The 21014-nt window shown below is 34.8% G+C and carries 19 protein-coding genes, 1 other RNA gene and 1 other annotated feature; of the genes, 18 read left to right on the top strand and 2 right to left on the bottom strand.

All coding sequences use genetic code 11. The features are described from left to right. Positions 1-21: 21 nt before the first annotated feature. The 4 genes from D2K62_RS18975 to ssrS all read left to right on the top strand — a co-directional run bounded on the left by D2K62_RS18975 (position 22) and on the right by ssrS (position 3899). Positions 22-192: a hypothetical protein gene (locus D2K62_RS18975; protein ID WP_198663181.1), complete on the top strand. Its 171-nt coding sequence runs from the start codon at positions 22-24 to the stop codon at positions 190-192. A 64-nt stretch (positions 193-256) separates the two neighbouring features. Beyond that, positions 257-479, top strand: a binding site (T-box leader). A 65-nt stretch (positions 480-544) separates the two neighbouring features. Next, entirely contained in the window at positions 545-1825 is a 1281-nt protein-coding gene (gene hisS, locus D2K62_RS12815; RefSeq protein WP_112181446.1) for a histidine--tRNA ligase, read from the top strand. Further along, positions 1825-3609 carry an aspartate--tRNA ligase gene (gene aspS / locus D2K62_RS12820; protein WP_117161576.1) on the top strand — a complete coding sequence of 595 codons (1785 nt, stop codon included), beginning with the start codon at positions 1825-1827 and terminating at the stop codon, positions 3607-3609. Before hisS ends, aspS begins: the two co-directional genes overlap by 1 nt. Positions 3610-3715: 106 nt before the next feature. Further along, positions 3716-3899, top strand: a non-coding RNA gene (gene ssrS, locus D2K62_RS12825) — 6S RNA. 60 nt (positions 3900-3959) lie between these two features. Here ssrS and D2K62_RS12830 read toward each other — a convergent pair. Together D2K62_RS12830 and D2K62_RS12835 are read right to left on the bottom strand one after the other, a co-directional pair. After that, positions 3960-4646, bottom strand: coding sequence for an RsfA family transcriptional regulator (locus D2K62_RS12830; RefSeq protein ID WP_112181444.1), 687 nt, complete (start codon positions 4644-4646; stop codon positions 3960-3962). A gap of 172 nt (positions 4647-4818) precedes the next feature. Further along, positions 4819-6084: a replication-associated recombination protein A gene (locus D2K62_RS12835; protein WP_112181443.1), complete on the bottom strand. Its 1266-nt coding sequence runs from the start codon at positions 6082-6084 to the stop codon at positions 4819-4821. A 280-nt stretch (positions 6085-6364) separates the two neighbouring features. On the opposite strand from D2K62_RS12835, the gene cymR reads away from it, so the two are divergent. The 14 genes from cymR (at position 6365) to udk (ending at position 20863) form a co-directional block, all read left to right on the top strand. Beyond that, complete coding sequence (gene cymR, locus D2K62_RS12840; RefSeq protein ID WP_112181442.1) at positions 6365-6784, top strand: cysteine metabolism transcriptional regulator CymR; 420 nt, start codon at positions 6365-6367, stop codon at positions 6782-6784. Between the two features lie 406 nt (positions 6785-7190). Further along, positions 7191-8333, top strand: coding sequence for a cysteine desulfurase family protein (locus tag D2K62_RS12845; protein WP_112181441.1), 1143 nt, complete (start codon positions 7191-7193; stop codon positions 8331-8333). Between the two features lie 23 nt (positions 8334-8356). After that, positions 8357-9466 (top strand): tRNA 2-thiouridine(34) synthase MnmA, encoded by a 1110-nt coding sequence (gene mnmA, locus D2K62_RS12850; RefSeq protein WP_117161577.1) that lies wholly within the window; start codon positions 8357-8359, stop codon positions 9464-9466. A gap of 79 nt (positions 9467-9545) precedes the next feature. After that, entirely contained in the window at positions 9546-10214 is a 669-nt protein-coding gene (locus D2K62_RS12855) for a tetratricopeptide repeat protein (RefSeq protein ID WP_117161578.1), read from the top strand. A gap of 22 nt (positions 10215-10236) precedes the next feature. After that, the gene (gene recD2 / locus D2K62_RS12860; RefSeq protein ID WP_117161579.1) at positions 10237-12567 is read left to right on the top strand and encodes an SF1B family DNA helicase RecD2; all 2331 of its coding nucleotides are present in this window, start codon (positions 10237-10239) and stop codon (positions 12565-12567) included. Positions 12568-12710: 143 nt separating this feature from the next. Next, the gene (locus D2K62_RS12865; RefSeq protein ID WP_112181437.1) at positions 12711-12899 is read left to right on the top strand and encodes a hypothetical protein; all 189 of its coding nucleotides are present in this window, start codon (positions 12711-12713) and stop codon (positions 12897-12899) included. Between the two features lie 49 nt (positions 12900-12948). Further along, positions 12949-14016 carry an AI-2E family transporter gene (locus D2K62_RS12870; RefSeq protein WP_112181436.1) on the top strand — a complete coding sequence of 356 codons (1068 nt, stop codon included), beginning with the start codon at positions 12949-12951 and terminating at the stop codon, positions 14014-14016. A gap of 320 nt (positions 14017-14336) precedes the next feature. Continuing rightward, positions 14337-16970: an alanine--tRNA ligase gene (gene alaS, locus D2K62_RS12875; protein ID WP_117161580.1), complete on the top strand. Its 2634-nt coding sequence runs from the start codon at positions 14337-14339 to the stop codon at positions 16968-16970. Positions 16971-17141: 171 nt separating this feature from the next. Further along, positions 17142-17408 carry an IreB family regulatory phosphoprotein gene (locus D2K62_RS12880; RefSeq protein WP_112181434.1) on the top strand — a complete coding sequence of 89 codons (267 nt, stop codon included), beginning with the start codon at positions 17142-17144 and terminating at the stop codon, positions 17406-17408. A 1-nt stretch (position 17409) separates the two neighbouring features. Then, a complete protein-coding gene (gene ruvX / locus D2K62_RS12885; RefSeq protein ID WP_112181433.1) occupies positions 17410-17826 on the top strand; it encodes a Holliday junction resolvase RuvX in 417 nt (138 codons plus the stop codon). A 16-nt stretch (positions 17827-17842) separates the two neighbouring features. After that, entirely contained in the window at positions 17843-18121 is a 279-nt protein-coding gene (locus tag D2K62_RS12890; protein WP_117161581.1) for a DUF1292 domain-containing protein, read from the top strand. A 152-nt stretch (positions 18122-18273) separates the two neighbouring features. Continuing rightward, on the top strand, positions 18274-19482 hold the full coding sequence (gene mltG, locus D2K62_RS12895; protein ID WP_332871752.1) for an endolytic transglycosylase MltG: 1209 nt from the start codon (positions 18274-18276) through the stop codon (positions 19480-19482). Between the two features lie 79 nt (positions 19483-19561). Continuing rightward, positions 19562-20224 (top strand): O-methyltransferase, encoded by a 663-nt coding sequence (locus D2K62_RS12900; protein ID WP_112181431.1) that lies wholly within the window; start codon positions 19562-19564, stop codon positions 20222-20224. 3 nt (positions 20225-20227) lie between these two features. After that, positions 20228-20863, top strand: a complete 636-nt coding sequence (gene udk / locus D2K62_RS12905) for a uridine kinase (RefSeq protein ID WP_112181430.1) — start codon at positions 20228-20230, stop codon at positions 20861-20863. Positions 20864-21014 lie beyond the last annotated feature (151 nt).

Raw genomic sequence — 21014 nt, forward strand, 5'->3', positions numbered from 1 at the left:
TACCATAAGGGAGTTAGATTCATGCGAGTTAATGATAATCAATCTAATAGATACAATAATGGATTATTAAATGTAGACTTTCATCGGTTTATTGAACTGGAATCAGTAAGTAATAGTTTAGAGATTGCAGAGGAGTTAGGAATTTCTTTATATGATGTTAAAAAGTTAAAAAGAAAATTAAATCGTTCTTGACAAGATAGCTCACAAACAGTAATATTATAAACAATTCTTACAATTCGTACGAGTTTATAAAGTGTTATCTCCAATGAGGGAAAAAGTAGTTAGGAAATGCGGCAAAAGAGAGTGAATCCCCTAGGCTGAAAGGGAATCCGGTTAAGCAGCTTAATGAAAGACATTCCTTAGGATTTGTATTGAAAGCGAAGTAAATACAAACGTAGACAGGCGTTAACTGTTTCGAGTGGGAATGTAGTATACATTTCAACTAGGGTGGTAACACGGGTTAAACTCTCGTCCCTTCTTTATTGGAGGGACGGGAGTTTATTTATGTTTAAGAATAGGGATTAATTAACAGGGGGTTAAACAAATGATTAATGCGCCGAGAGGAACACAAGATCTTTTACCAGGTGTAACAGAACAATGGCAATATGTTGAAGAGAAATTCAAAGAACTTTGTCGTACATATAATTATAAAGAAATTCGCACGCCGATATTTGAACACACCGAATTATTTCAGCGTGGAGTTGGTGATACAACTGATATCGTACAAAAAGAAATGTATACATTTGAAGATCGAGGAGAACGGAGTCTTACGCTCAGACCAGAAGGAACTGCATCAGTCGTTAGAGCCTTTGTGCAACATAAGTTATTTGGACATGCTACACAGCCAACTAAGCTATTTTATGCAGGCCCGATGTTCCGTTATGAACGACCACAACAAGGAAGAATGAGGCAATTTGTACAGTTTGGTGTAGAAGCATTAGGAAGTGCAGATCCAGCAATAGATGCAGAGGTAATCTCACTTGCAATGTCTGTTTATCAGCAATTGGGATTACGTTCGCTACGATTGGTTATTAATAGCTTGGGAGACACCGAAAGTAGAACGAGTCATCGCAATGCTCTAATTGAACACTTTAAACCTCATAAAGAAGAACTATGCAGTGATTGTCAGTTACGATTAGAGCAAAATCCATTAAGGATTTTGGACTGTAAAAAAGATAAAGATCATCCGTCGATGGCAACAGCACCATCCATATTAGATTATTTAAATGATGCATCACGAAATTATTTTGAACAGGTAAAGGGTTTCTTAGACCAAATGAATATCGCATATGTAGTAGATAAAAACTTAGTTAGAGGTTTAGATTATTACAATCACACTGCATTTGAGATTATGAGTGATGCAGATGGTTTTGGAGCGATTACAACTTTATCTGGTGGTGGTCGATATAACGGTTTAGTAGAAGATTTAGGTGGTCCAGAAACGCCTGGTATTGGATTTGCATTGAGTGTAGAACGTTTATTAATGGCTCTTGAAGCAGAAGAACTAACCTTACCAATTGATAGTGGTTTAGATTGTTATGTTGTAACAATGGGTGAAAAGGCTGAACAAAAGGCCACAAGTCTAGTATATGAAATGCGCCAAGCTGGTATCCAAGTGGACAAAGATTATCAATCGAAAAAGTTTAAAGGTCAATTTAAAACTGCTGACCGTCTCAAAACGAAGTATGTATTAGTTTTAGGAGATAATGAATTAGCTGAAAACAATATTAATGTCAAAGACATGAACACAGGTGAACAAGAAACTGTACAGCTTGATCACGTGATTACGCATATAGAACAACTATTACACGGGGGGAAAGTATAATGCAACAGGAGAGACGATTAGCAGGTACGATAAGAACAACAGATATTGGTTCAACGGTATGTGTAAAAGGATGGGTTCAAAAACGTCGGGATCTTGGTGGCTTAATATTTATTGATTTCCGTGATCGTTCTGGTTTAGTACAAATTGTATTTAATCCAACTGTTTCTGAACAAGCTTTAACTATTGCAGAATCGGTTCGAAGTGAATATGTATTAGAGGTTCATGGAGAAGTTGTTGAGCGGGAAGCAGCAACTATCAATGAAAAACTAATAACTGGTAAAATTGAGATATTAGTTAATGAAGTGACGATTTTAAATGAAGCAAAAAATCCACCATTTTCTGTACATGATGATAAAGAAATCGCTGAAGAATTACGTTTAAAATACCGTTATCTTGATTTGCGAAGAGAATCGATGCAACAAACATTTCGGCTTCGCCATCAAGCGACACAAGTTATTCGTCAATTTTTGAACGAGGAACAATATTTGGAGATGGAAACACCAATGTTAACAAAAAGTACCCCAGAGGGTGCGAGAGATTATCTTGTTCCTAGCCGTGTTCATCCAGGTCATTTTTATGCACTCCCACAATCTCCGCAATTATTTAAACAATTGTTAATGGTTGCTGGGTTTGAACGCTATTTCCAATTTGCTCGTTGTTTCCGTGATGAGGATTTACGTGCAGATCGTCAACCAGAATTCACCCAAATCGATATAGAAACATCATTTATGTCAAGTGATGAAATCATGGAGATGACGGAAAGAATGATGGTAAAATTAATGAAGGAAGTTAAAGGGATCGATTTATCTTTACCTTTACCTCGTATACGGTATGAAGAAGCGATGGAGCGTTACGGTTCAGATAAACCAGATACACGTTATGATATGGAACTAGTTGATCTATCAGACTTAGTTAAAACATCGGACTTTAAGGTATTTGAAAGTGCCATTTCTTCAGGTGGAAAAGTAAGTGCGATAAATGTTAAAGGACATGCAAAAGATTATTCGCGTAAGGATATTGATAAATTAACTGACTTTGTAAAAATATATGGTGCAAAAGGGTTAGCATGGTTGAAAATAGAAGATAATGCATTTAAGGGTCCAATTGCCAAATTCTTCACTGAAGAAGAGCAAAATGTATTAATGGAAAGACTCCAGGCGGAAAGTGATGATTTACTACTATTTGTTGCTGATAAAAATGCTGTTGTATATGATAGTTTAGGTGCACTTCGTATGAAATTAGCAAAGGAATTAAACTTAATTGATGAGAACCAATTTAATTTCTTATGGGTAACCGATTGGCCATTATTAGAATATGATGAAGATTCAGGAAGATACTCTGCGGCACATCATCCATTTACAATGCCTAGTATGGAAGATATAGATAAATTAGAAACACATCCAGAGCAAGTAAAGGCACAGGCTTATGATTTAGTGTTGAATGGCTTTGAGTTAGGTGGAGGTTCGTTACGTATATATAAGAGAGACATACAAGATAAAATGTTTAAAGCACTTGGTTTCTCAAAAGAAGAGGCTGAGTCACAATTTTCTTTCCTTCTACAAGCACTTGAGTATGGTACTCCACCACATGGTGGGATTGCTTTAGGCTTCGATCGTATTATAATGCTTTTAGCAGGAAAAACAAATTTACGTGATACGATTCTATTTCCGAAAACGGCATCTGCATCTGATCCATTAACTGATGCTCCAGGTAGCGTTAGTCAAGCACAGCTAGATGAGTTGCAATTACTATTACAAAAAAAGCCAGGAGAAAGTGAAAAATAAAGCGATAATTGGAATAAATTGCTTGTTAAAACATTTGAAATAAATCGTTTTCTATGCTAATATATGTGTAGAAGTTAATTAGTAATTAACAACTAAATGATAGTAAACAATCCTGATGTGTTCGTTGAATTATTAATGTTTTGACCGAACATTTATAATTACGGGAGCCAATTGTTTTTATATGGCGTACATGCCTTTTAACTAAGGACGTATTAGATATAAAACAGGGCACCCACCTGCAAATAGGCGGGCTCAAAACTTTTTACAAAGACGGCACAATCGGGATTGAACTATTCATACATAAGTAAAGCATCCTAACCTTCGTTTAATGGAGGTGGGATGCTTTTTTGTTATCGTGCAACTTGTTCTAAATTTCCATTTTTCTCCATTCTGAATGCTGGAGATGCATTTCCATCTTTATCGTCAAACACAACCATTTTTCGTGCTCTGTCCATGATTTGTAAGAAAGCTTGATAGTCTGCTTGTACTGTTTCTAATTGTTTTTCCAATTGTTTTACTTCTTTTTGTAATTGTTGATTCTCATTCGATAAGCTATCATTTTCTACTTGTAATTTAGCTTCATTGTGTTTTGCTCGATTAGAATGATCAACGTTCTTCTTCAATGATCTTAAATAACGGATAACACTATCTAAATCAATTGATTCGGGTTCATTTGCAAAGGAAAAATTTTGTTCTGCCATCATTTGAGGTTGTTCTGTAACTGTTGTATTTGTTTCTTCTGATGGTGTGATTTCTTTTTTCCAAAGCATCGAATGAGTAGGTTGCTTTTGCTGTGTTGCAAATTGCCGTTTCTTTTCTTTTCTTTGTCTTTTCGCAATTGCAACAGCTTGATCATAACGTTGACGGACTTCTGCATTCCAGCGAAATCCACAAGCAGCAGATGTACGATTTAATTTGTCACCAACTTCTTCAAATGCATTTAGTTGCGTACTTCCTTCTCGTATATGACGTAAAACGGTTTCTGCAAGTAATAAATCATCTTCGTGTGACCACGCATCTTGTCTAACTTTTGCCAATTTAATTCACTCCTTTTGATACGATACTGTCTAGTAAATTCACTTATAAAACTAGTTATTTAACTACTAATAGTAATCTTTATAAAAGATCCTTTAAAAATAGAAACTAGCTAAAATCACATTAATAACGCTTTTTTACTAGTATGTTCGATTTGGAATAGAATTATACAAGTTATGATTTTATTTTATCATAGATTAGTTTCAGTGCTCGCTCAAACTTACTTGTTTGCTTAGGTTGGTAATATCTTTTATTCTTAATTTTATCTGGTAGATATTGTTGCTTGACCCAACCACTTTCATACTGGTGTGGATATTTATAGTCGACTCCACGTCCTAATGTTTTCGCTCCTTGATAATGTGCATCTTTTAAATGAGCTGGTATATCGCCAGTATCACCACTTCGGATATCTGCCAAAGCTTGATCAAGGGCAGAATAAGCTGAATTCGATTTAGGTGAAAGACATAATTCAACTATCGCTACAGATAAAGGAATTCGTGCTTCTGGAAATCCAACGCGTTCAGCGGCTTCAACAGCGGCTAATGCTCTAGGACCAGCTTGTGGGTTAGCAATTCCTATATCTTCATACGCACAAACAACCATCCTTCGAGCGATACTCTCCAAATCTCCTGCTTCTATTAATCTGCCTAAATAGTGAAGTGCAGCATTGACATCACTACCCCGAATGGATTTTTGAAAAGCAGATAATACATCATAATGTGCATCACCGTTCTTATCATGAGAGAAACTTTTCTTTTGCATACACGCTTCAGCAACGTCCAATGATATATAAATAATTTCACCCTCATTGGGAGGGGTTGAATAAGCAGCTAATTCAAGTCCATTTAATGCTGCTCGTAAATCTCCGTTTGCTGATTGAGCAAAATGTTCGAGGGCTTCGTCTGTTATTTCAACTTGCATAGATCCAATTCCCTCATCTGAATCACTAAGTGCACGATTTATTGCTTTTTTGACATCTACTGGTTGTAACTTTGATAATTCAAATAAATGAACACGGCTTCGAATAGCTGGGTTAATTGAATGATATGGATTACTTGTAGTACAACCAATTAAAGTTATTAAATTACTTTCTACATGAGGTAATAGAAAATCTTGTTTAGCTTTATCTAAACGATGCACCTCATCTAAAATTAATACAAGTTGTCCTGACATTTTTGCTTCTTCAACGGCGATTTCCATGTCTTTTTTCTTATCAATAACAGCGTTTAAAAGTTTATACCGAAGATTCAAACTTTTGGCTAAAGCCATTGCCATCGATGTTTTTCCAGTTCCAGGTGGGCCGAATAGAATCATGGAGGATAACCTGTTCGCTTCAATCATACGGTGAATCATTTTTCCTTTTCCAACTAAATGGGTTTGTCCGATGATATCGTCTATATGTTTCGGTCGCATACGGAATGCGAGCGGTTGATTTGCCATGGAAGTTAACTCCTTTAATGGATTGAAATACTTGACTTCTTACTTATTAATCGATAGAATTATTTCTTGTTTTCAACCTCTATATATATGAGAATATCATATTTTCTCTAGCGTACTGATAACGTTTGAAAAATGCAAGAAATATGTCATTCGTGCTATAATAATCTCATAATAGAAGAAAAAAAGAAATTTATTTAACAAAAGAACCAATTACGCTATATGCTATTTATTGGGTAATGTTATAGAGTTAGTGTTAGTTAGCAAATAGGGAGTGTAAAATATGAAAATTTCCACTAAAGGTCGCTACGGTTTAACAATTATGATTGAGTTAGCGAAAAGGGTTGGTGATGGCCCAATTTCTTTAAAAACAATTGCAAATGAAAATAATCTTTCTGAGCATTATTTAGAACAATTAGTTCCACCTTTACGAAATGCTGGTTTAGTAAAAAGTGTTCGAGGAGCTTATGGGGGTTATTTACTTGCGAAAGAAGCAAGAGAAATAACAGCTGGAGATATTATTCGTATTTTAGAAGGACCGATTACTCCTGTAGAAGGTATTGAAGATGAAGAACCCGCAAAGCAAGCACTATGGATGCGCGTTAGAGATGCGGTTAAAGATGTATTAGATACTACCACATTAGAAGATTTGCGAAAACATGGTGACGACGATAGTCAAGAACCACATATGTTTTATATATAAATGACTCAACTTCCTAAACAAAAATAAGTGCTAATCGTTGACTGTTTTAAATTTGAAGTATATCTTTTATATTGCTTTATAGTCTTTCAAAGAATCTCTCCAACGTAACAAGAGTGTTTTCGAGCCGCTTTCTTAAGTGAAATTGGCTCCTTTTCAACAGGCATGACTTCAGTTAACTTAGAATCAAGTGTCTTCAGTGGACCGAGTAATCGCAGGCAAAAAACGCTTCTGAGTGGATCTTCAGACCGCGCAGTTCCTGTTGGATTGTTGCCAATTTAACTAGATATGCTAGTTAGTACTCTTCAAATTAAGAAGCAGACTGTCAACTTTTGATTGTGAAACTTCCTAGTTATACTAAGACTTATTTGCCAGTTTAAACTATAGATAATGGAAAGAAGGCAGACTAATGGATGCAATTTACTTGGATCACGCAGCGACTTCTCCTATACACCCAGATGTGATACAAGCGATGCTCTCTGTGATGGAACAATCATTTGGAAATCCATCAAGTATTCATCAATTTGGACGAAAAGCTAGACAGCTACTCGATGAGGCTAGAAACACAGCAGCACAGAGTATTAATGCTTCTGAAAAAAACATCATTTTCACAAGTGGTGGAACAGAAGCTGATAATTTAGCTTTACTTGGCATTGCTTGGGCGAATAAAGATAAAGGCAAACATATTATTACAACGAAAATAGAACATCATGCGACATTGCATGCAGCTGAATCTCTAGAAAAACAAGGCTATCAGATCACTTATTTACCTGTGCAAAAATCAGGACAAGTAATGATTGAAGACTTTCGTGCTGCTTTGACAGATCAAACGATTTTAGTTTCTATCATGATGGTGAACAATGAGACAGGCGTTATGCAACCTATTCGAGAGATTGGCGAAATTCTTAAAAATCATCAAGCTTATTTTCATACCGATGCGGTCCAGGCCTATGGTATTTGTGATATTAATGTAAGTGAATTGGGTGTGGATGCACTAACAGTATCATCGCACAAAATCAATGGACCTAAAGGAACTGGTTTTCTTTATATAAAAGATGGTGTACGAATAAATACAATGCAATTTGGGGGCGAACAAGAACGAAAACGACGTCCAGGAACGGAGAATGTTACAAATATTGTTGGTTTTCAAAAAGCAATTGAAGTAATACAACAAGAAAAAGAGCAACGAATGAATGCTTATCAAGCTTATAAAGAAATGTTATTGGGGATATTAGAGAAGGAAAACGTGCATTATTCTATTAATGGTGAAAATGCAATTACAGTCCCAACAATTGTAAATATAAGCTTTCCGGGAGCTAATGTGGAGTCTTTATTAATGAACTTTGACTTAGCAGGAATTGCGGCTTCAAGTGGTAGTGCTTGTACAGCAGGATCTGTAGAGCCTTCGCATGTGTTAGCTGCAATGTATGGTAAAGAAGATGAGCGCACGATAAATTCTATTCGATTTAGCTTTGGTTTAGCAAATAACAAGGAACAAATTGAAGAAGCAGCCACCAAAATAGCTGCAATTGTAAATAGAGTAGTATCATAAAAAATAGTTAGGTGGTGAATGAGATGGAAGATAATAAAAATATACGTGTTGTTGTAGGGATGAGTGGCGGAGTGGATTCCTCGGTCACAGCACTTTTGCTAAAAGAACAAGGTTATGATGTAGTAGGCATTTTTATGAAAAACTGGGACGATACCGATGAATTCGGTGTTTGTACCGCAACAGAAGATTTTAATGATGTTATTCGCGTTTGTAATCAACTGGGTATTCCATATTACGGTGTTAATTTTGAAAAACAATATTGGGACAAAGTATTCACTTATTTTCTAGACGAATATAAAGCTGGTCGAACACCAAATCCAGATGTAATGTGTAATAAAGAAATTAAATTTAAAGCCTTTTTAGAGCACGCATTATCTCTAGGTGCTGATTATGTGGCAACGGGACATTATGCGCAAGTAAGTAAAAACGGTAATCGAGTTGAAATGTTACGAGGTGTTGATTCAAATAAGGATCAAACTTATTTCTTAAACCAATTATCTGCTGATGTTTTAGAGAAAGTAATGTTTCCATTAGGTCACCTACCGAAAAAAGAAGTTCGTCGTATTGCAAAAGAACATAACCTTGCAACTGCGACTAAAAAAGATAGTACGGGTATTTGTTTTATTGGAGAACGAAATTTCAAAGAGTTCTTGAGTGAATACTTACCGGCACAACCAGGTTATATGCGTACGATGAATGGTGTGAATCAAGGCCAACATGAGGGCTTGATGTATTATACAATTGGACAACGCCAAGGATTAGGAATTGGTGGTCCTGGTGGTCCATGGTTTGTAGTTGGAAAAGATCTTAAAGAAAATGTCTTATATGTAGAGCAAGGCTATGAGAATGATTACCTTTATTCAGATGGCTTAATTGCGACAGACTTAAATTGGATAAATGAAACGCCGCAAGAAGCGTTCACTTGTACAGCCAAATTCCGCTATCGTCAAGAGGATAGTAAAGTGTCGGTAATACCATTAACTGATAATAAAGTACGTGTTGTATTTGATCAAAGAGAACGTGCGATTACACCTGGACAAGCTGTTGTATTTTATGATGGTGAGGTTTGTCTTGGTGGTGGAACAATAGATGAAATTTTTAAAGATGAAGTAATGTTAGATTACGTTGGCTAATAATTAAAAATACAGAACAGATTAACATTCCTCTGTTCTGTATTTTTCTGTATAATAAAGATTGAAAGAAGGTTTTAACATGGAGGAAACAAATAAAGGTATACAGTTTATGCAAGAAGGAAAATTTGAAGAAGCAGCAAGTTGCTTTAATAAGGTTATTGAAGAAGCACCAGAAGATCCAGTAGGGTATATTAACTTTGGTAACTTACTATTACATATGAATGATAATGAAAGAGCGGAAAGATTTTTCACGAAAGCAATTACATTGGATGATAAAGCAGGTACAGCATATTATGGGCTTGGCAATCTCTATTTTGAAATAGATGATCTTAAAAAAGCACAAAAGAATTATCAAAAGGCGATTGATAGTGGATTAGAAGAAGCAGATGTGTATTTCATGCAAGGTTTAACACTTCAACAACAAGGACATGACAAACTTTCACTAGTCTATTTTCAACGAGCAAAAGAAATAAATCCAACAGATGAAGCAGTTTTATTTCAATATGGCCTGGCTTTAGCTCAAACAGATCAACTCGAACTAGCCAAAGAAATGTTTAAAGCAGTATTAGAACTTGATCAGACACACAGTGATGCACATTATAATTTAGGTGTGGCATCAATATTTGAAGACAAGCCTGAAGAAGCGTTAGCTTACCTTTCTAAAGCTGTCGAATTGCAACCGGATCATAGTTTAGCACTAGATGCTAAATCAAAAGTAGAAATGTTAATTGAGCAATCGAATCAATAAATAGCAGAGGGGTATTTTAGTAATGGAGGACAACTACAATAAAGTGGAAGAGAATTATATAAAAGGGGAACTAATTCATATGATTTTCACTAATCATCAAGAACACTTTTCCATTGCTAAAATTAAAGTGCTCCAGACTAATGAAACGTTCTCTGAAAAGGAAGTTGTAATAAAAGGCTATTTTAATCAACTGAACATGGGAGAACCGTATATCTTTCGTGGGGATTTTATTAAACACAAAAAATTTGGTTTGCAGTATCAAGTAACGCATTATGAACGTTATATACCAGACACGAAAGAAGGATTAGTTGCTTATTTATCAAGTGAACTGTTTCACGGAGTTGGTAAAAAAACAGCGCAGCGAATCGTTGAAAAACTTGGTGAAAATGCTGTTTCTAAAATATTGAAAGATCCTCATGTCTTAGATGATATTCGTGGCTTGACCAAAGATAGAGCCGAGGGACTTCATCAAAAGTTACAAGAACATCAAGGATTTGAGCATGTTGTTGTCCATCTCTCTAAATACGGTTTCGGATTAAAGATGGCACAAAAAATCTATCAAGTATACAAAGATGAAGCAATAAATATATTAGAAACAAATCCGTATCAATATGTTTTTGACATTGATGGTGTTGGATTTTTACGAGCAGATGAAGTTGCTAAACAACATAACATAGCAATGAATCATCCCAGTAGAATTCAGGCTGGTTGCATGTTTTGTTTACAAGATTCAACACAAAATGGACATGTGTATCTTCCAGTAACAGCATTAATCGAACAATCGAGTCGATTAATACAAGCAAAACGTTATCAAATAACAGAAGAGGAAATTTGGACGGAACTACAATCTTTAAATGAAGAAAAACAATTAATAATGGAAGAAAATGATAAGGTATTTCTACCAATTTTGTATTATGCGGAAGCGGGTTTCACAACGCAATTAAATCGTGTTCTTGAACAAGAGATAGAAGATGATGTGGTGGAAGCTGAATTATTAAAAATTGTAGGACAAATTGAAGAAGATGAAATATTAAGTTATGGACAAGAACAATTCGCTGCGATTAAACAAGCTTTAACTGAAAAAGTGATGATTCTTACAGGTGGGCCAGGAACAGGTAAAACTACTGTAATCAAGGGTATTATTAAGGCGTATGAACAGTTATATGATTTGTCTGCAGATATTGATAAATATGATAATAAATCTGATTTCCCATTTGTGTTAACAGCTCCAACAGGAAGGGCAGCAAAAAGGATGAATGAGTCTACGGGTTTGCCTGCTGTTACTATCCACAGATTACTAGGTTGGGATGGAAATGAATCTTTTGAAAAAGATGAAGATAATCAGCTAAATGGAAAATTATTAGTGATTGATGAGTTTTCGATGGTAGATGTCTTTCTAGCTAATCAATTATTTAAAGCAATACCTAAAGAAATGCAAGTGTTAATAGTGGGTGATGAAGATCAATTACCATCTGTGGGACCGGGTCAAGTATTAGCAGATCTACTTGCAAGTAAATTGGTACCGGCTGTTAAATTGGAAGAAGTGTATCGGCAAAAAGAGGGCTCGAAAATTATTCAGTTAGCACATGAAATGAAACAAAAAAGAGTAACGAAAGAATCACTTCAAAAAGCAAATGATTTTAATTTTATTGCTTGTAATGAAGGACACGTCGTAGATGTTGTTAAACAAATTGTAACTAAGGCGCATGAAAAGGGTGTTGAGCTTAAAGATATTCAAGTTTTAGCCCCAATGTACCGATCTCAGGCAGGCATTCATCAGTTAAATGAGGAAATTCAAAAGTTAGTTAATCCTAAAAGAAAAGATCGTAGGGAATTAAGAGCTAAAGATGTTACCTTCCGCACTGGAGATAAAGTCATTCAATTAGTTAATCAGGCCGAAGATGGCGTCTTTAATGGAGATATAGGAGAGATAACAGCTATTTTTCAAGAAGACGAAAATGTCGATCAAGTTGAACAAGTAGTTGTGTCATTTGATGAGAAAGATGTTGTTTATGAAAGAAAAGATTTATTAAACTTAATGCATGCTTATTGTATATCAATCCATAAATCACAAGGTAGTGAGTTTCCTATTGTTATATTACCTGTTGTGCCGGGTTATCGACGAATGCTTCGTAAGAATTTGTTATACACGGCATTAACGCGTGCAAAACAATCTTTAATTATTTGTGGCGATAAACAAGCTTTTCTATATGGCGTACAAGAAGAAGATACAAATAAACGATATACAACCTTAACTGATAAATTAACGCTTATAATAAAAGAAGATCAAAACCTGAAAACTGCTACTGAGAATGAGGAGGATAGTGCTTTATCCCCTTATGATTTCTTATAGATATACTAAAACACACCATACAATCGCTGTATGGTGTGTTTTAGTGTATTCATAAGATTGTAATAATTTGAGTTGAATAAATAACCAAAAAGGTGGAAAGAATAGCAGTAATTGTTTTATTAGGTAAAAGGAGTGCGAAATACATGTATTGTCCAAATTGTAAAGGGAAAAACATAGGGAAAATAGGAAATCAACATTATTATTGCTGGAATTGTTTTATCGAACTTACTGTAATGGAAGGTGTTTTTAATATGCATGAAGTTGAGGAGGATGGTTCCCTAAGTTCACTTGATGATCTTTTTACGGAAGAAGATAGAAAGATGCAGTGGTAAAAGATGATGAAGCATTTCTGTTAACTTTTAATAAGGGGATAAATTACTAATGTTTAATCAAAAAAAAATAATCCATTGGTTGTATTGGATTGTATTCGGTATCTTATTACTCCTATTTTTCTATTTAATGCTCAAACTATTTCCTTTCTATCATTCTGTGTTGGTCAGCCTACTGCATATTAGTACACCATTTATAATAGCAAGTATTGTTGCTTTTTTGTTACACCCACTTGTTGAAAAAATACACACTTATCAAATACCACGTTGGTTAGCTATCACACTAATTTACCTTTTGTTCATTACTAGCATAGGGTATATTGCTTATCACATATTTCCGGCATTTGTCTTGCAATTAAAAGATTTACAAGAAAATTTACCTGATTTTATCCATACATATCGTACAAAGATTTATCAATTGTATGAAAGCACATCTTTTCTACCAGAAACATTTCATGATCGTATGGATTTGTTTTTTAACGAGATAGAAGAGTTTATCACACAATATGTAACTTCTATATTAAAAAATGCTACAAAGATAATGGATTTATTTATTATAATTGCTGTAATACCTGTTTTAGTTTTTTATATGCTAAAAGATTATAAATTAATAAAATCTAGTACGGCTAAGTTAATTCCTAAAAGGTATCAGGAAGATAGTAAAGTTTTAGGACCCGCGATTAATAAAACGCTTGGTGCTTATGTTAGAGGGCAGTTACTTGTTTGCTTATTTGTTGGTTTAACGACCTATATTATTTTTCTGATTATTGGTATGAAATATCCTATTGTATTAGCAATTTTGATGGGAATAACAAATATAATTCCTTATTTCGGTCCTATCATTGGGGCTGTACCAGCAGTAATAATTGCCTTTACCATATCTATGAAGCAAGTTGTCTATGTAATACTAGGGGTGATTGTTGTCCAACTCATAGAAGGAAATCTACTTTCTCCTTATATCGTTGGAAAAAGTGTTCATTTACATCCGATAATTATAATTTTTGCCTTGCTAGTTGGTAGTGAAATAGCTGGAATAGTTGGTATGATTGTGGCTATTCCATTTGTAACGGTTTTAAAAGTGATTGTTAAGCATATGAAGGAGTTTAGATCAACAGATTGACATATGTTTAAATATTATCTATAATATGCTAGCAAGTAACATGTCTTAAATCGTAGATGATCATCAGTATGTGGCAGACCATTAAAAGAGAGGAATTTCCTTAGGCTGTAAGAAATTCTAAATGAAGGGTCACAGAAGCTAGTTCAGAGAGCAGTTAATACCTGCCGGTCACACACCGTTATCGTGCTCAAGATGATGAACGTATTAGTTCATAATCAGGGTGGTACCGCGATATTCAGCTCTCGTCCCTGCAATTTTTTGCAGAGACGGGAGCTTTTAGTTTTTTTAAGATACATATTTAAATCAGGGAGGTTATTGAATTGAGAACACTCACTTCAGCACAAGTTAGACATTTGTTTTTAGATTTCTTTGAAGAAAAAGGACATAGAGTGGAACCTAGCGCATCTCTAGTACCTAAGGAAGATCCGACATTATTATGGATTAATAGTGGTGTTGCAACACTAAAGAAGTATTTTGACGGTAGAGTTATCCCGGACAATCCAAGAATTGTTAACGCGCAAAAATCTATACGAACAAATGATATTGAAAATGTTGGTTTTACAGCGCGTCATCACACTTTCTTTGAAATGCTTGGTAATTTCTCGATTGGTGATTATTTTAAAGAGGAAGCCATTCAATGGGCTTGGGAGTTTTTAACGAATGAGAAATGGATTGGTTTTGATCCTGAAAAATTAGCAGTTACAGTGCATCCAGAAGATGACGAAGCATATGATCTGTGGAAAAATAATATCAAACTACCTGAAGAGCGTATTATTCGATTAGAAGAGAATTTCTGGGATATCGGTGAAGGTCCTAGTGGTCCTAATACGGAAATTTTTTATGACCGTGGAGAAGCGTATGGCAATGATCCAACTGATCCAGAACTATATCCAGGTGGAGAAAATGATCGTTATTTAGAAATATGGAATCTTGTTTTCTCACAATTTAATCACAATCCTGATGACACGTATACACCTTTACCAAAGAAGAACATTGATACAGGTATGGGGTTAGAACGTATGGTGTGTGTTATTCAAAATGCACCAACTAATTTTGAAACAGATTTATTTCTACCTATCATTAAAAAAGTAGAACAACTAGCTACTGTTAAATATGGCGAAGAAGAGTCTATGGATGTTGCCTATAAAGTTATTGCTGACCACATACGTACCGTTACATTCGCTATTGCTGACGGTGCATTACCTTCGAATGAAGGAAGAGGTTATGTGTTAAGAAGGTTGTTACGTAGAGCAGTTCGTTTCGCAAAGCAAATTGGAATAGAGAAACCATTTATGTATCAATTGGTTGTGACAGTTGGAGAAATTATGCAAGCATTTTATCCCAATGTACAGAGTAAACAAGCATTTGTTGAAAATGTAGTGAAAACCGAAGAAGAACGGTTTCATGAAACGTTACATGAAGGTTTAACCATTCTTGAAAACATTATCGAAATAGAGAACCGCCAAGGAAGCAAAGTCTTCCCTGGAACAGAAGTATTTAGATTGTATGACACGTATGGTTTCCCAAAAGAATTGACAGAGGAATATGTGAATGAACTAGGATTTACAATTGATGAAGCAGGTTTTAAAGAAGAAATGGACAAGCAAAAAAGTCGAGCGCGTAATGCAAGACAAAAAGTCGATTCGATGCAAGTACAAGACAGTGTGTTTGGTGAGCTTACAGCAGAGAGTATTTTTGTCGGATATGATTACTTGAAAGTAGACACAGTTATTTCAACCATTATAGAGAATAAAGAAGTTGTCACACAATCAAGTGAGAAAGAAGTTTATGTTTTGTTAGACCAAACGCCTTTTTATGCTGAGAGCGGTGGACAAGTAGCAGATATAGGTTGGCTTTATACGGAACAAGCTGAAGCTAGAGTTGAAGGTGTTCAGAAAGCTCCTAAAGGACAACATTTACACCGTGTAACAGTTACAAAAGGTAACTTGAGCAGTGGTGACATTGTTAAAGCTGTTGTTGATAAAGAAGCACGTACATCAATCATTAAAAATCATACGGCTACACACTTGCTACATCAAGCTTTAAAAGATGTTCTGGGTGAACATGTTAATCAAGCTGGATCGTTAGTGGCTACCGATCGTTTGCGTTTTGATTTTTCTCATTTTAGTACCATCACAGATCAGGAAATCGAACAGATTGAAACAATTGTTAACCAAAAAATATGGGAGTCCCTAGCAGTTTCAATTAAGAGTTATCCAATTGAAGAGGCAAAAGAAATGGGTGCAATGGCATTATTTGGTGAAAAATATGGTGATGTTGTTCGAGTAGTAAAAATTAGTGATTTTAGCATTGAACTATGTGGCGGTTGTCATGTTTTGAATACTGCTGAAATAGGTTTATTTAAAATCACAACAGAATCTGGAATAGGTGCAGGTACAAGAAGAATAGAAGCAACAACTGGTAAAGGTGCTTATCTACATGTTACAAATCAACAGCACCATCTCCAGAAAGCTGCTAGTTTGTTGAAAGTTTCACTAGATCAAGTACCACAACGTATCGATAGTTTATTTCAAGAAATAAAAGAGTTGCAAAAAGATAGGGACTCACTAAGTCAAAAGCTCTCTAATATAGAAGCGGCATCTATTCTTGACGATGTTGAACAAGTAAATGACGTATCATATTTAATTAAACAAGTTGATGTGTCAGATATTAATCAATTACGTAGTATGGTAGATGAATTAAAACAAAAGCTTGTGTCAGGTATTGTATTGTTAAGTGCTGTTAATAATGGCAAAGTACAATTGGCTGCTGGTGTGACAAAGGATCTTATTGACCGTGGCTATCATGCTGGTAAGTTAATTAAAGAAACAGCAACTCGTTGTGGCGGAGGCGGAGGCGGTCGTCCTGATATGGCCCAAGCCGGAGGAAAGAATCCAGAACAATTGGATGAAGCATTGTCATATGCTAAACAATTTATTTCTTCAATCGAATAGATTGTTATTTTTCGTATAAAAACGATATAATAGAGAAAAGATTAAATAAAGTATGTTATGCTATTTGTGTTTACAATAATATGTAAAAGAAAAATTTATAGTGACAGTTTCATTTGAAGAAACTTTTTAGGTACAAAAAACTGGACATGATAAAAAGGCGGGGTGTTATGTATGGACTCAATGGATAAAACCATGAAATTCAATTTTTCAGAAGAGCCCTTAGAAGAGAATGTTAACGAAGTATTATTTACTGTCTATGAGGCATTAAAAGAAAAAGGTTATAATCCTATCAATCAAATCGTTGGGTACTTACTTTCGGGTGATCCGGCGTACATTCCGAGGTATAAAGATGCACGAAATCTAATTAGAAGAATTGAAAGAGACGAGCTAATTGAAGAATTAGTTAAGTACTACTTAGTTCAGCACAAAGAGGAGTAACATGAAAAAATTGGGGTTAGATGTTGGTTCTAAAACGATTGGTATTGCAGTTAGTGATGCTTTTGGGTGGACAGCCCAAGGTATCACTACGTTGTACTGGGATGAATTAGATTTCAAAACAGTAGAAAAACAGCTTGCAGATCTTATTAAAGAACATGAAATAACAGAAGTAATTGTAGGTTTACCAAAAAATATGAATGGCTCAATAGGTGAACGAGGAGAGGCTTGTCAGCGGTTTGCCACTTTCATAGAAGAAACGTTTCAACTAAAAACATTTATGTGGGATGAACGTTTAACGACAATGGCTGCAGAACGTGTTTTAATAGAAGCAGATATGAGTAGAAAAAAAAGAAAAAAAGTAATTGATAAAATGGCGGCAGTCATGATATTACAAGGGTATTTAGATGCCCATCAATAAGTTGGAGGTGCAAAAAATGGCATTAGAAGAAAAAGAAAGAATTATAATTCCAGATGAAAACGGTGAAGAACATTTATTTGAGGTACTTTTCACATTTGATGTTGATGAGAATCAACAATCTTATATAGCAGTAGTTCCAATTGATCAAAACGAAGATGAAGAAGTAGAAGTGTTCGCCTTTCGTTATGAAGATAAAAATAATGAAGACGATTTGGCTCTATTTCAAATTGAAAGTGATGAAGAATGGGAAATGGTTGAAGAAATGCTTAATACACTCACAGATGACGAGGAATAGTTTTCGCATTGTTAGTTAGTAATGTTAATATAACAAAAACAGAAGGAACAACTTCCTTCTGTTTTTGTGTGTTATAAACTTTATTTGAAAATAAAATGGAAATAGTGTTGTTTTTTGTAGTATAATGTACCGGATGAAGGGAGGATTTAAAGATGTCCACATCTGATAACGAAAAGAAAAAGAAACATATAGAAGAAGACAACCAACACACACAAGAGAGCATAGATGATAAAGAATCAATGAAGTCTTATAAATCACGTGGAGAGCTTTTTATTCAAAGATGTCAAGAAGCTAGTTTAGTAAGAAAGATTGTTGCAACAATACTTGTACTACTGACAATAGCCTTAGTTGTAGGAGGTATATCTGGATACATATATGTGAGGGATGGGCTTGCACCCGTTGACTCGAGTGATGAAACTTTAAAAACCATTGAGATCCCACTCGGATCATCCACATCTCAAATAGCGAATATATTAGAAGAAGAGGGTATTGTTAGTAATGCTTTTATTTATCGTTTTTACGTAAAGTTTAACAATGCTGCGGAATTTCAAGCTGGTGAATACCAGTTGTCTCCATCCATGACGTTAGCTCAAGTCACAGACAAATTACAAACCGGTAATGTAATGCAAGAGGCTGTAATTAATGTAACCATACCAGAAGGTAAAAGTATTGATGAAATTGCAGCATTATATGAGAACAATGCTGGTATTGATGGAGATGAATTTATTGAAAGAATGCAAGATGAAGCTTATATTAGTCAGCTAATTCAAACGTATCCATCAATCTTATCGGAAGAAATATTAGACACAGACATCCGTTACCCATTAGAAGGTTATTTATTTGCAGCTACTTATCCATTTTATACAGAAGATCCTTCTATAGACAACATTATAAAAACAATGTTAGAAAAAACGGAACAAGTAGTATTAACGTATCAATCACAGATCAATGAAATGGAAGATTTTTCGATGCACGAAGTTATTACATTAGCTTCATTAGTTGAGAAAGAAGCACGTACAGAAGAGGATCGCAAGAAAATTGCAGGTGTATTTTATAATCGATTAGAAAACGATATGAGGCTACAAACAGATCCAACTGTTTTGTATGCATTAGGTACACATAAAGACCGAGTTTTACTTGAGGACTTGGAAGTTGAATCACCTTATAATACCTACAGGATAGATGGGATACCTGTGGGACCAATTTCTAATTTTAGTGAAAACTCATTAAAAGCAATTATAGAACCTGAAGATACAGAATTTTTATTCTTTGTAGCTGCTCTAGACGGTGAAATTTATTATGCTGAAACATTTGAAAGACACAAAGAATTAGCCAAAGAACATTTAGATCGAGATTTATAGCAAGAGATTGGGGGGTGATTACTTGATAATCGCTCCTAATTTCCTTATTTTAAGCGTGAAAAGGTGGAATTTAAATTAAATGGACAAGGAAACGGAAGAATATTTATCCAGTTTAATTGAATCACAGGATAATTGGGTAAAAGAGCTAGAGATTTATGCTAATGCTAACCACGTTCCAATTATGGAACCAACTGGTATTGCTTTTTTAAAACAAATAATTCGAATGAAAAAGCCAAAAAAAATACTTGAAATAGGCACCGCTATTGGCTATTCTGCCTTACAAATGGCAAGTGCATATCCTAGTACTACTATTGTAACAATAGAACGAGACCTACTAAGATATCAAGAAGCTATTAGTAATATTTCAAACTATGGTGATACTGACACTATCGATTTAGTTTTCGGTGATGCGCTCGATATTAGTAATGAAGTAGAAGTAAAAGGGAAGTTTGATCTTCTTTTTATCGATGCAGCAAAAGGACAATATCAACGATTTTTCGAATTGTATTCGCCATTTTTAAATGAAGATGGCATTATTATATCTGATAATGTTTTATTCAAAGGAATGGTTGCTACTGACAGTAGCCAAAATAAAGGACAACAACGTATTGCAACAAAGATTCGTGCCTATAATGAATGGTTAGTTAACATGTCAGCTTATCATACTACAATTGTACCTATAGGCGATGGGATAGCAATAACAACAAAAAAACAACAACATGATAATAAAGGGGATAGTTAACATATGAGTAATGAAAAGCCTATCGTAATAGGTGTAGCCGGTGGATCTGGTTCTGGAAAGACATCTGTTACGCGTTCAATTTGCAAACGTTTTGCTGATAAGACCATTTTAGTTATTGAACAAGACTATTATTATAAGGATCAGTCGCATCTACCCTTTGAAGAAAGGTTAGAAACGAACTATGATCATCCGTTAGCATTTGATAATGATCTTTTAATTAAGCATCTGCATCAATTATTACAACATAAAGCTGTTGATAAGCCAATTTATGACTATAAACAGCATACTCGTTCTGATCAAGTAGTATCTGTTGAATCTAAAGAAGTAATTATTTTAGAAGGAATACTAATCTTAGAAGATCCACGATTATTAGATTTAATGGATATAAAAGTATACGTTGACACGGATGCTGACGTCCGAATTATTAGAAGAATGCTTCGTGACATTAAAGAGCGTGGGCGTACGATTGATTCCGTTATCGATCAATATATTAATGTAGTAAGACCAATGCACTTACAATTTGTTGAGCCAACAAAACGCTATGCAGATATTATTATTCCAGAAGGTGGCGAAAACCTCGTTGCGATTGATTTAATGGCTACAAAGATACAAACAATATTAGCTCGTAAGATGAATTAAACAAATCTCTTAAAAAGTTTCAAAAGAAAAGTATTGAAATATTACAAAAAATCTGCCATAGTATTGGTTAGTAGTTTTATTAAACGTTTACTTTTACATTAGATTGACATATTCAGACTACTTTATGAATAAATATCAATAAGTAATTTGC

The organism is Paraliobacillus sp. X-1268 (assembly GCF_003426095.1).
GTDB lineage: Bacteria > Bacillota > Bacilli > Bacillales > Amphibacillaceae > Paraliobacillus_A > Paraliobacillus_A zengyii.